This is a genomic window from Slackia equolifaciens, from assembly GCF_003725995.1.
Classification (GTDB): Bacteria; Actinomycetota; Coriobacteriia; order Coriobacteriales; family Eggerthellaceae; genus Slackia; species Slackia equolifaciens.
This window is the reverse complement of the sequence record NZ_QIBX01000014.1, coordinates 29,680-42,382: the sequence shown is the minus strand read 5'-3', so window position 1 is coordinate 42,382 and position 12,703 is coordinate 29,680. Positions and strand designations below refer to the sequence as shown.

At 57.3% G+C, this 12,703-nt stretch carries 9 protein-coding genes; 8 read left to right on the top strand and 1 reads right to left on the bottom strand.

What is annotated here, in order from left to right:
• The first annotated feature begins 8 nt into the window (after positions 1-8).
• Positions 9-1,106: a LysR family transcriptional regulator gene (locus DMP06_RS07980; protein ID WP_123209215.1), complete on the top strand. Its 1,098-nt coding sequence runs from the start codon at positions 9-11 to the stop codon at positions 1,104-1,106.
• 244 nt (positions 1,107-1,350) lie between these two features.
• On the opposite strand, the gene DMP06_RS07975 is transcribed toward DMP06_RS07980, so the two are convergent.
• The gene (locus DMP06_RS07975) at positions 1,351-2,991 is read right to left on the bottom strand and encodes an FAD-dependent oxidoreductase (RefSeq protein ID WP_123209214.1); all 1,641 of its coding nucleotides are present in this window, start codon (positions 2,989-2,991) and stop codon (positions 1,351-1,353) included.
• Between the two features lie 524 nt (positions 2,992-3,515).
• On the opposite strand from DMP06_RS07975, the gene DMP06_RS07970 reads away from it, so the two are divergent.
• From DMP06_RS07970 to DMP06_RS07940, 7 genes are all read left to right on the top strand, one after another.
• Positions 3,516-4,670, top strand: coding sequence for a pyridoxal phosphate-dependent aminotransferase (locus DMP06_RS07970; RefSeq protein ID WP_123209213.1), 1,155 nt, complete (start codon positions 3,516-3,518; stop codon positions 4,668-4,670).
• Positions 4,671-4,956: 286 nt separating this feature from the next.
• Positions 4,957-5,925 carry a hypothetical protein gene (locus DMP06_RS07965; RefSeq protein WP_123209212.1) on the top strand — a complete coding sequence of 323 codons (969 nt, stop codon included), beginning with the start codon at positions 4,957-4,959 and terminating at the stop codon, positions 5,923-5,925.
• Positions 5,926-6,777: 852 nt separating this feature from the next.
• Positions 6,778-7,845, top strand: coding sequence for a UDP-glucose 4-epimerase GalE (gene galE / locus DMP06_RS07960; RefSeq protein WP_123209252.1), 1,068 nt, complete (start codon positions 6,778-6,780; stop codon positions 7,843-7,845).
• A gap of 418 nt (positions 7,846-8,263) precedes the next feature.
• A complete protein-coding gene (locus DMP06_RS07955; RefSeq protein ID WP_148042513.1) occupies positions 8,264-8,905 on the top strand; it encodes a TetR/AcrR family transcriptional regulator C-terminal domain-containing protein in 642 nt (213 codons plus the stop codon).
• Positions 8,906-9,368: 463 nt separating this feature from the next.
• Positions 9,369-10,532 carry an acyl-CoA dehydrogenase family protein gene (locus tag DMP06_RS07950; protein ID WP_123209210.1) on the top strand — a complete coding sequence of 388 codons (1,164 nt, stop codon included), beginning with the start codon at positions 9,369-9,371 and terminating at the stop codon, positions 10,530-10,532.
• A gap of 150 nt (positions 10,533-10,682) precedes the next feature.
• Positions 10,683-11,522: an acetoacetate decarboxylase family protein gene (locus tag DMP06_RS07945; RefSeq protein WP_161957866.1), complete on the top strand. Its 840-nt coding sequence runs from the start codon at positions 10,683-10,685 to the stop codon at positions 11,520-11,522.
• A gap of 171 nt (positions 11,523-11,693) precedes the next feature.
• Entirely contained in the window at positions 11,694-12,461 is a 768-nt protein-coding gene (locus tag DMP06_RS07940; protein WP_123209208.1) for an SDR family NAD(P)-dependent oxidoreductase, read from the top strand.
• Positions 12,462-12,703 lie beyond the last annotated feature (242 nt).

Genomic DNA, 12,703 nt, shown 5'->3' with positions numbered 1-12,703 from the left:
AGTAAAGAATGGGCGGCTCTTCCGAGAGCCGCTTTTTTATGCTGGGGCCCCTCCTTCGACTGGCGTATTTCGATGCCTCTTTCGTCACGATTGGGGCTCGGATTGTGTTTCCGCCAACCGCGTACGTTATGATGCCAGTATCGGGGAAAGCTCCCTCTGGCGTATCGGTGGGGGTCGGGAGGGGAATCGTGGATATTAGGCAGTTGGAATACTTTGTCCAGGCGGCGGAAGCGGGGTCCTTTTCTGCTGCCGCGAAAAAAGTGTACGTGACGCAGCAGGCAATCTCGGCAGCGGTTTCTTCGCTCGAGCATGAGCTCGGTCTTCCGTTGTTCGACCGCCATCCCTCGGGCGTCTCGTTGACGGATTTTGGCTCGCGCGCCCTCGACGCCGCAGAGCGAATCATCGGTCAAGTAGGCGATTTGAAACTTACGGCCCTGCAGTATAAAAGCGCTTGGGAAGGGGTTGTTGGATTTGCCTACGCTTCGGCCGCCATCCCTTCGACCGGGGGATCGTTTTCTCTGAGGAGCTTGCAGGAGTTTAAGAATGAGTACCCCAACGTGGACCTTCGGGTATTCGAATCATCAAGCGATGCGTGCTTGGCGGCTATAGAACATGGAACGGCAGACGTTGCGTTAGTGGCCGGTCGCCCCGATGCGAAGTATTTTGAATCAATCAAGGTGGCCGATGCGCGGTTCAAGGTTGCGATGAGCGTGAGCCATCCTTTGGCCGATAAGGAATCCATCCACTTTTCCGATTTAAAAGGCGTTCCGATTTTTCCTCCACCCGACCTTAATCTGACCGTAAGGCTTCTCACTGCCGCGTGTGAGAGGTATGGGTTTAGGCCGACGTATGCAATGATGCCGTTTAGCGTAGAAAATGCCTACGATTTCGTGAAACGGGGCGAAGGGGTGAACTTTACTCCGGTGCATCTTGCGTTAAATGAAACCGAGGGGATCGTCTACAAACCTCTCGCTGACGAAGACGATTTCTCTCTCAGCCTATATCTGGCATACGGAGAGGCAGGAAAGATAAAGCCGGCGGCTCGGTTGCTGCGATCGTATATCGCGTCGTGCTGCGGCGTGTCGCTTGACGGCGGTGCTGTATAGCGTAATGCCCAGGATGTATCTCTGTCTTTTTGGGCAGTGGCGCGATGATTGGCTACACCGCCGCGCCCCAATATGCATCGCGCCGTGCTGCAGATACGTACGACACGGCGCGATGCGGAGGGAAGAAAGGAGGGGTTCTTCCTGGAGGAGGGGTGAGGTTGGTAGCTTTTGGACGCTTGTAGCCGTTCGCTGGGTTGCCGGGCAGTCGCGCGTAAAAACGACTGCCCATATTGAGACGCAGCCTTTATGCTTGCGCCGCCGTCACGCCTGCGAGATAGCCGCTTGCGACGCAGAAGCCCTGGCACGATCCACCTTGGAAATACGGTACGGCCCAGAAATCGCCATCAACGCCCGCGATGAAGAGGCCTTCGATAGGCTGGGAGTCGGCGTTGACCGCGCGGCAATGTCCATCGGTCTTGATGCCGCCGAGGGTCACCCATGCTGCGGCCTCGAGCTCGATAGCGTAGAAGGGTCCCTCTGCAAGCTCGCGCAGGAATTGAGCTTCTTTGAACATTTCGTCGTCATGGCCGTTCTGGCAGTAACCGTTATAGGCTTCGGCTGTGGTGGCGAGGTTGGCAAGGCTAGCGGCCTCGGCAAGTTCTTCGAAGGTGTCAGCACGCCAGACCCAGCCCTCTTCGATGCCAAGTTCGAGCTGGTCGGGCAAAGAACTCATCGTTTTGCCCTCGAAGCCCATTTGAACGTTGGGGGCCATGTTGGTGAAGGCGTCGTCGGTGATGAAATCGCGTGCAGGATTCGAGGCCAGCTGGTCAACAAAGCCCTGATCAACGATGGCGTAATAACGACCTTCACGCAGAAGGGGCTCGCCGCAGTACATGGTTTGCTTCGCCATCTTCCCCTCGTCGAGGAAACGGTCGCCCATACGATTCACGAACAATCCGCCGAACAGGGGCATGCTGAGCACGGGCGTCTCGTTGCAGTCAGTCAGGCTAACGAAGCGAACGGAAGACTTCATATTGCAGGCGCCAGACTCGTTGATGGAAGTGCTGAAGTTTTTGCCGATTTGAGCGCCTGCTGCGATAGCCATGTTGATGCCTGCGCCATCGTTGTACAGGTTGCCGGGACCGTACATCAAGCCGCCTGCGTAGTATTTGCGCAGCATCTCTTCGTTCTGCATGAAACCGCCGGTGGCAACAATGACGTTCTTGGCCTTGATGTCCACCGTGGAGCTGTCGGATGCGGTGTAGCGCACGCCAACCACTTTTCCATCTTCGACCAGAAGGTTGGTTGCCTCGCATTCCCAACGAGAATCAACGCCGAAAGAGTCCATCATGCCCTGCAGTGCCGTAGCACGCTCTTCGCCGCTTGTGGCATAGATATGGCCGCCGCGGTTGAGGAGGGCGGTGTTCTCGTCGGCTCCTTGGAAGGCGTACATGAAAGGCACACCGGCATCAATCATCAGATCCATGCCCTTGCCTGACGCTTCAAGGAGGTTGCGAAGAGCGGGGGCATTGCTCTGATAATGGGTGCCCTCCCAGATGAACTTAAACATGTCCTCAACGGTTAACGCATTGGGCTCGGCGAGTTCGGGTGTGGAGCCAACGGCGAAAACGCCGGACACATTCGCGGCGTTGGTTCCCGCCATTGAGTTTGCGCGGTCGAGGCCAATCACTTTGGCGCCTTCGCGCGCCGCAGCGGAAGCAGCGACGCAGCCGCTGGTTCCCATGCCCACCACAACAACGTCGCACTCCTCGGTGGAGTCGGCGGGGGCGAGCTCGCTGGCTTCGGCCTGACCCTGCTCGTCAGCGGATTCGTTGTTGGCGGGCGTGCTTGGCGTGCAGCCAAACATACCTAGGGCGCCAACGCCTGCGGCGGCGGCTCCGATTCCCAAGAACGAACGACGGGAAATATCGAGTTCCTTGGTCATAACTATCACCCTTTCTTTCGTGCCGTATGCGTCGGCACCTCCCTGTGTTAAGTCTTCGGCGCATGGCTTGCCCCGTTTATATGGATGCAAGTTGAGCACGTATGGTTCTTGGACCAAGTGCGCGCAAAAGACTTGCCGCGATGCTTTTCAACATCATCAGGCTGAATTGAAGTATCCGATGCGTTTGGCTGCGCGAGAAGCGGTTGCTATATTGGCGCGCTACAAATAATATTTGTAGCCAAAATCGCGCGGAGAAAAGCGCGCAGGGGTTGGGCGGTTTTGTGCGCCAGCATGCGATGGTGGGTAATCCGGCGGGTTGATGCCGCACAGGAAAGGGTTTGCGACCCATTTGCCACTGTGCCCCATCGTCCACTGTGGTGTTGAGATGCTGCAAGATACAAACTAAATGTCTGGCAGGCTATTCACTGCCGCCCGATGAAACGGTGCCGAATGTTTGTGCTGGCTCGCAGCTACAGAACGGGCGGTATAATCAGTCCTTGATCCCAATAACCAAGGAGTATGTCATGCCACTCACGCTCAACTCGACGCTCGACAGTTTGAAACCTTCCGGTATTCGCCGATTCTCTGCGATGGCCAAGGCCACGCCCGGCTGCATTTCGCTTACGCTGGGCGAACCGGACGGCAATACCGATGAGGCGGTAAAATTGCAGGTAACGGCCGATCTTGCCGCAAATCTGACTCACTATCCCGCCAATAACGGCCAGCCGTATCTGCGCGAGGCGATCGCTGCCCATATGCGTGACGTGCGCGGACTTGCGGCATTGGGCTACACGCCCGATGAAATCGTGGTGACCAGCGGCGCCACCGAGGCGTTGTTCGCCGCGCTCAGCACCATGCTCAATCCTGGCGACGAGGTGATCATTCCTGCGCCGGCGTATATCTTGTACGAATCCATCGCCACCCTCAGCCGCGCCACGCCCGTCTTTATGGATACGTGCCCGGCGGGTTTCCAAATTACGCGCGATATGCTGACTGCCGCCGCAACCGACCGCACCAAGGCGATCATCATTACATCTCCCAATAACCCCACCGGCTGCGTTCTGAGCGAAGATAGCCTTGACGCCGTGGCTGATTTCGCTCGCGAGCGCGATGTGTTCGTAATTTGCGATGACGTATACGGACGTCTCGTGTACGCGGAAGGGTTTCAGAGCTTTGCCGCACGTCATCCGGAGCTTCGAGACCGCATCGTGGTGTGCGATAGCTTTTCCAAGCCGTACGCGATGACGGGCTGGCGTCTGGGCTGGATTGCCGCCGATGCGTCGTTCATCGCGCAGGCTGCCAAGATGCATCAGTATATGGTGTCGTCGGTGCCGTCGTTCGTGCAACATGCGGCGGTAGCGGCGCTCGAATCCGATATCGAGCCCGCGCTCGAGGTGTATCAAGAACGTCGCGATCTGGTGCTTCGTAGGCTCAACGAAATTGGTTTGCCTGTGAATCGCCCCGACGGCGCTTTCTACGCGTTCCCTTCGATCGAGCGTTTTGGATTGACGTCGGAGGAATTCTGCGAACGCCTCATAAAAGAAGCGGGCGTGGCGTTGGTTCCGGGCGCGCTATTTGGCGCGGAGGGATACGTGCGCTTGTCGTATTGCTGCTCGATGGACGACATCGCCGAAGGCCTTAATCGCCTGGAGACGTTCGTGCGGACGCTGGAGAATTAACCAGTTTTCGCGCGATGCCAAGTTCGGCATCTTCTCGAAGGAGCCGTCTCTTGCTTGAGGCGTTGCAATTGCCCGACACGGGTCGATTCTGACAAAAGAGCCGCCGTTGCTTGATTGTCCGATCCATCAAATTTGGTGTTTCCTTGGGGAAACCCTCTTTGTTGGTTGTGGCACAACGCGTCGCCGAAAAATCGCGCAACACTTTTTGGCGCCATGAAGCCCGTTGCGCACGCTCGGCAATTCAGTCGTTTGAGGGTGTGCAACCGATGCGTTGCGAGGTGTTGCCATGTCGATTTGCCTCAGTCATCAATCTGCTCTCGAATATCTGAGGGCGAGTGACGAGCGTGACCCGCATGTAATGTCGGCGCCTCGAACCGGAAAGATAGATAGCGCATCGATATCGAATGCCGAGGAGGCGCTTGCTGAGGCATCGCTGCAATTCGTTCTCCAGCGACCGGTCCATCTTCTTGTGGCCACCGATAAGAACACCGCTGGAACATCCGGGGTGGTGCGGCACGTGAATACTGCGCCGCTTCCTCGTCGCGCCATAATCCAGGCAGCTCCTGGCCTGCTTGTTGCGGCTCCTGAACTGGTGTTTCTTCAGATGGCAAGCCAGCTTTCGGAGGTCGATGCGATGCTTCTCGGTTTTGAGTTGTGTGGAACGTATTCTCCTGACCCTCATGATGCTCGGGGCTTTCGGCGGAGGGAGCCGTTGACCAGTGTTAGGCGTCTGCGTGCTTTTTTGGGTGCCTGTTCAGGTCAACGGGGCGTAAAGGCGGCGCGCGCTGTGGCGACGTATGTGCTCGACGGCTCGGCCTCTCCGATGGAAACCGCCATGGCTGCGATGCTAACCGCCCCAACGCGTTTGGGCGGAATGGGGTTTGAACGACCCGAGCTTAATCGGGAGGTATCTACTGAAAAAGGGATTCGCAAAGTCGATCTGTTGTGGTCAAGCCTTAAGTTCGGCCTCGAATACAATGGCCGACCCTACCATGCGGGTGAACAGGCTCATGAGCGTGATGAACGCCGCAAAAACGCCATTCTCGCCTGCGGAATCGAGCTCATGACCGTCTACTATCGCGATATCGCAGAGCCACTCTATTTCGATCAGCTCGTAAGGGACATATGCAGAGCCACCCACCAACGGCGTAGGGTCAGAGTGAGAGATTTTAAATTCAGGCAGAGTCTTCTGCGTGCAAAGGTGCTGCCGGCGCTGCAAAGCCATAGGTACTGGATGAGCGATTCAAACATGTAAGTGGGCGATTTGCCTGGGTGGTTGCCCGTGGATGTTGCGATTCGCTCCGCTGGTCGTCGCACAGATAGGGCGATACGTGATTTGTTTGGGTGGTCGTCTCCGCAAAAGTCATGAGTCGTTCAGGTAGTGCCCCTGCGGATGTCGCGATTCGTTCGAATGGGCGCCCTGCGGTCTTGTGGATGGTCAAAATTACTTCGAATGGGCGCTGTACTTGTCCGTTTTAACATGCATGGTCAATTTTTCCCCGAATGGGCGAATGGGATGTTCCCAGAAAGGGGTTGAAATAATTTTTCCTGCCATGTATGCGTGTTTTGGCGATTGTTGTGAAGCAAAAAGTGTCGCCTCTTCCTCGTCTGCGGGATATATGGCCGTAAATCTTCATATTGGGGGATTTGCGAACTGAGGAATCGCCCATTCAAGGAAAAATTGACCAGGAGTTAAAAACCAAACAGGATTACCGCCCAGACAAGTGAAATGTGACCACTTAAGGGGTGTTTCCATGGCCTCATTAAGCTTCTTATCCCGTTGTTACGGTTGCTGTCCCTCCGTCTCGGTTGCTTTATTGGCTCGCCTTCCGCCATGGCTGCTCTAAGCGGTCCGCATCTGTCGTCATGGCCTCCGCTTCTCCGCAATGGTTGCTTTGGCTGCTAGCTACCGCCGAACCCCTCCGCTGCCGTGGCCGCTTTCGTTAATTCTTAGCCAAATAGATATGGCTTGTTGGTTGTTAATGGGGCTATGCTTCAAAGTCGCTGAGCATTGAAGCTATACTGAATAGCCGTTGCTGGCTACATGAAGGCGAAGGAACGTCCCGCACGAGCTTCGTGCGTATAGATGCAAGATTGGGGAATCGATATGTCCGATAAGAAAACCATCCTCGTGACTGGCGGTGCCGGATTCATTGGCAGCCATACCTGCGTTGAACTGCTCCAGGCGGGATACAACGTGGTCGTGGTAGACGATTTGTCCAATTCCAGCGAGAAGGCGATCGAACGCGTGCGCGCTATTGTCGCCGACGCCGAGGCGGCGGGCAAGGCTCCTGCGGGTGCCGCGAGCAGCATCGCTTTTCACCAGCTCAATATTCTCGATCGCGATGCGCTTTCCGCCGTGTTCGACGCGCAGCCGGTCGATGCCGTCATTCACTTCGCCGGTTTCAAGGCCGTGGGCGAAAGCGTGGAAAAGCCGCTCGAGTACTATCACAATAATCTGACCGGAACATTCGTGCTGTGCGATGTGATGCGCGAGCACGGCTGCAAAAGTATCGTGTTCTCCAGCAGCGCCACCGTGTATGGAGAGCCCGATAGCGTTCCCCTGACCGAGAGCGCGCCCAAGAAGCCTGCGACCAATCCCTACGGCTGGACCAAGTGGATGATTGAGCAGATTCTGACCGACTTGCATACGGCTGATCCCGAGTGGGATGTCGTGCTTCTGCGTTACTTCAACCCCATCGGAGCGCACGAGAGCGGCCTCATTGGCGAAGACCCCAAGGGCATTCCCAACAATCTAGTTCCCTACGTGGCGCAGGTGGCTGTTGGAAAGCTCGAGGCCGTGGGCGTGTTCGGCGACGATTACCCCACGCCTGACGGCACCGGCGTGCGAGACTACATTCACGTGGTCGATCTTGCGCGCGGGCATGTGGCCGCGCTCGATTGGATGACGGGTCGTACGGGCGTTGAGGTGATTAACCTGGGCACGGGCAAAGGATCCAGCGTGCTGGACGTGATTCATGCGTTCGAGCGTGCGTGCGGTCACGAGCTGCCGTATGTGATCAAACCTCGCCGCGCGGGCGATATTGCCGAGAACTACGCCGACCCCGCCAAGGCGCGCGAGCTTCTGGGTTGGCAGGCGGAATACGACCTCGACCGCATGTGCGAGGACAGCTGGCGCTGGCAGTCGGGCAACCCCAACGGCTACGCGGATTAAGCAACTGCATGCCCACGGGCTCGCAAGCGCGATCGAAATCATAAAGCAACAACCGGTAAGCGCCGCGATGTCGGCGCTTACCATCAGAATTCCTGGCGTTCTTTTGTGAACGTCAGGAATTTGCGTACAAAGGGGTCCGCATACGGCCTAGTTCACGAGCGCATACGAGCGAGCCGAATGCGCAGGACTCCTGGAATTCGTATTGTTATTGCTCGGCGGAAGCCGATCGAGCCTTGAGAAGCGGGTCGTGCCGGCTTTGCTTCGATGAGAATAAGGTTTGTTTAGAGATCCAAATCGAGACAGGAACTGGCTTATGTCGAGATGGCGCTCCTAATTTTCATGGTATGGTGTTTGGAGCTTGACGCGGTACGATTGCTTTGAGTGTGCGCGGGAACGCCACGTTCGGGGGGTTTGTTGTATGAGGAAGCAACAGATTTCTGATATGACCAAACAGCAGCTGGCAAAAGCCCTTTTCTCTTTTATGCGCATCAAACCGCTCGATAAGATCAGCGTGACCGAGGTGGCGGAATGCTGCGATGTTCCTCGGTCAACCTTCTACTATCATTTCGAGGATATCTACGATCTTGCTTCATGGGCCTTGTCCATGAAGCTCCTTGAATGCCTCGGGGAGGGCGGCACCTGCTTTTTGTGGGGCGACGGCCTCAAAGAGCTCTTCCGATGCTGCCATGAAAACTACGATATCTGTCGATGTGCCGTCAGGGGCAACGATGTATGGCGCATGGCCGATTCGTTCTGCGACCGCTGCATGGACGGAATCATGAAAGGCATGCGTGAATTCGACGGAGGCCGCGGAACCGATGAGCGTTTTTTACGTTACCTCGGTCTGTTTTACGGACACGCCGTCTTAGCCACGCTCATTGCTTGGTTCAGGGGCGATATGGCTGAACCTTATGAAAAAATCACCGCCGTAATCGACTTCATGGTGAAAGATGGCATGGATTCGGCGCTCAACAACGTGCAGAACAATCCCGAGATTCTCGAAGCATTGCGGGACGGGGATTCTTCCATGCCCTGCCGTGCGCCGCTTCTTGTCAGGTAGCCTTAAAACGGACCGCGTTAGCAGTCGAAACGAAATCATCTGGCAGCGAGGGTGAGCGCTCAATGGTTCGCCGCCGCACATATGTCTCTGTGCTCATATCGATTTCATCCGAATCGATTTCTCCTCATGCTTGAAAACCGCTTTTCAGATGCCAAATGCTGGACATTGTCTTGCGAAGTGTCTTGTAACTGACGCGGATAATTGAATTTGCCCCATGTTATGACAGCGCATCGAGAGCTGCCTCATTTCTGTGCGGCTACCGCTGTTCTGCAGATTGTCCCGACGGAGCGCGCCGTGTAGCCTATGTCTCAAGAAAGGCCGGATGACCTGGTATTAGATTCGAAGACGGTATCGGCTTGCGTCCTGTTAGACGCCCGTGCGTTGCGCGCCGCTGCCTTTGCCGTTTTCGCAAAAGCCAGCATTCGGCCCGCGTGATCGGCGTGAGACGGAAGGCGGTTCGACCATGTGGTACATGAACGAAAATCGGGAGCTCATTCGAGATTCGGCACGGGAATTCGCGCAGAAGGAGCTTGCGCCTGTGGCGCTTGAAATGGATGCAAGCGAAGATTTCCCCTTGGCGCAATTCAAGCGTGCTGGAGAATTGGGATTTCTGGGCATCACGATGCCCCAGGAATACGGCGGCATGGGAGCGGATTACACCACGCTCGCTATCGTCTATGAAGAGATTGCCAAGGTGGCGCCCACGCTGTGCGTTGGCATGGGAGCTCACAGCATTCTCGCCGGCGAGCTGATTATGCTGTTGGGAAGCGACGAGCTCAAGCGCAAGTATCTGGCCCCCGCGGCCACGGGGGAGAAAATCCTCGCCTGCGCGCAAACCGAGGGCGTTGGCGCCATGAACCACGAGGAGTGGAGCTGCCGCGCAGTGGAGGACGGCGACGACTTCATCATCAACGGCACCAAGATTTTTTGCAGCAATCTCAAGGTCGCCGACGCTTACGTCGTGCTCTGCGTGACTTCTGACCATGTTGACCCGGTGACCAAGCAGGGAATCAGCGCCATCATTGTCGATGCCGATACGCCCGGCCTGTTCTGCGGCGACTACGAGCAGAAGCTGGGATGGCATGGCTCCGCGAGCGGAACTCTGTCGTTTGTCGATTGCCGCGTTCCCAAGACCAACCTGGTGGGGCCTCTTGGAGGAGGGCTTATCGGCCTGATGACGTCTGCCACGAATGAGTTCATGACCTGCGGACCTATTGGCCTCGGTATGGCGGAGGCGTGCTACGACGCTGCATACGAATATGCGCTCAGCCGCGTGCAGAAGGGCAAGTCGCTGTATGACAATTATCAGGTAGTGCGCCATATGTTCGTCGATATGTGGGGTCAGATTGAGGCCATGCGCGCGCTCGTCTACAGCGTGTTCTCTGAAAAGGACGAGGGAAAACTGTGTCTGGCAAAGGGTCGCCTCATGAAGATTCAGGGCGCAACGGTTGCCGAGTACGTCGCGCGCCAAGCCATCCAGATTTTCGGCGGCCTGGGCGTGGTCAACGAGATGGGCATCGAGCGCTTCTGGCGCGACGCGAAGGTGATGGCCATCGGTGGCGCGTCGCTCGAGGCGCTGCGCGACGACATCGCCCGCATGATCGCAGGCGGAATGCAGGATAAATAGGCAAGCGGGGATCGATCGGGTTCCCAGCTCTGTTGAGCAACGAGCGCGTCGTGCGCCGCGATGCGGACAAAGGCGCCGACGGCCTCTCGCGGCCCGGTCGATTCCTTATACATCGGACACATTGGAAGCGAACGAAAGAAAGGACGAGCCATGACTACATGCACGTTCGCCAAAACGCCCGAAGAAGTGCAGAAGATGTACGCCACCGTGGGGCAGATGGATCACTGCGAAGGCCTGTTTGTCTCTTGGGTAACCGACCCCTCCGCTATCGCCGCGGCATTGCCCGAGCAGCTGACGGCGATCGCGCCCGTGTGCACGCTATATTCGGTGCTTGTGGGCGACGCGAACTTCTCGACGCCCTACAAGGAAGTGGCGCTCATCATCCCGGTCATCTACGACGGCGTGCCCGGCCTTTATCCCGTCTCCATCATGCTGACCGGCACCGATAATGCCGTGTTCGTAGGCCGCGACCAGCTCGGCATGCCCAAGAAGACCGCCGATTCCATCACGCTGTGGCGCAGCGGCAGCCGGGTGCATACCGACGTCAAGCGCCTGGGCCATACCATCTTCGACCTGGATATGGAAGTGGGCGAATACAACGACCCGGCAATGGCCGCGCAGATTTTCGGGACTGATTTCACTGCTCCGCAGGATGGCATGCAGTACTTCTATAAGTTCGATATGGGGCAGGACAAGGATGCGCGCATCTTCGTGGACAACGTGCGCCTGCTTTCCTATCACGGCCGCATGACATATCACGGATGGGAGCCCGCGAGCGTGAAATCGATAGCGTCCGAACCTTCCGACAGCGATCCGTGGGCGATGTTCCCTGTGGTGAAGCCTATTGGCGGCGGCTGGACGATGCTCGACATCAGCCTGCTGGGAACGCAGAAGGAAACCCCGGTCGAAGCCACGGACGAGACGGTGGGCAAGCTTCTTGCGGGCAAGTATGACTCGCCGCAGTTCGGGTATCCCACGCGCATGTTGTAGGAGGGCGCACGCGGCGCTTGGGGCCGTGTCCCTTGGGGCATCCTCGTGCATGGCGCAGGTCAGCCCTGCGCTATCGATTCGCGCTGAAGTGTCCCTTGGGACGCCCCAAGCGCATGCTGCAAAGGCTTTTCAAAAGTGGAACTCTGCATTTCATTCGGGAAAGGATCCATCATGTTTGAATTGACGGGAAAAGTTGCTGTAGTGACCGGTGCATCGAGCGGTTTGGGCGCGGACGCTGCACGCGCGTATGTCGAGGCGGGCGCGAATGTCGCACTGCTGGCGCGAAGGTTTGAAAAGCTCGAGGCTCTTGCGGAAGAGCTGCGTGCTGCCGGCGCAGATGCTCTGCCCGTGCAGTGCGACGTCACCGATGAAGATTCGGTCAAAGCCGCCATCGAGAAGGTGCTCGAGCATTTCGGGCGTATCGACATCCTGCTGAACAACGCCGGCGTCGCGGTGCGCGGCGGCGTTGACACCCTGACCGTTGAGGGCTGGAACAAGTCGATGGACACCAACGTGAAGGGAATCTTCTTGGTGAGCAAGTATGTCGTGCCGCATATGATTGCCCAGAAGTACGGGAAAATCGTCAATGTCGCGTCGGTCAATGCGGTCATCGCCGACAAACAGGACGTGTTCATTCGCCACGGCTACAACGCGTCCAAGTCGGCCGTGCTCGGGCTCACGCGCGGCATGGCGGCGAGCTACGGCAAATACAACATCACGGTCAACGCGGTGGGCCCCGGCCTGTTCGAGAGTGAAATGACCGCGAACACGTTGTTCAAGAGCGAGGAGTTTCTCAAGGGCTACAGCTATCAGTGCCCGCTCGGCCGTCCGGGCGCACGCGGCGAAGAGGCTGGTCCGGTGCTGTTCTTCTCAAGCGACGCCTCAAGCTATGTGACCGGCGAGTTCGTCATTATCGACGGCGGTTCGAGCATCGTGTAGGCATCGCACGGTATGACGGTAGGATCTCCTTGAGGCGCCAACGGCATGCCTGCTGGGGCGCGATGATCGCCAAGCAGCGATGCGTCTCATGGCGTACCGGCGGTTTACGCGCCTCGCCGCCATAGCGATAAGGATTCACGGGCGTGGGGCTCTCGGGCTCCGCGCCTTTTCCCTGCCTTAAATACCCCACTCCTGTGGTAACGGCATGAATACAAGTCGGGTTTTTGCGCTTCATCTCGGAC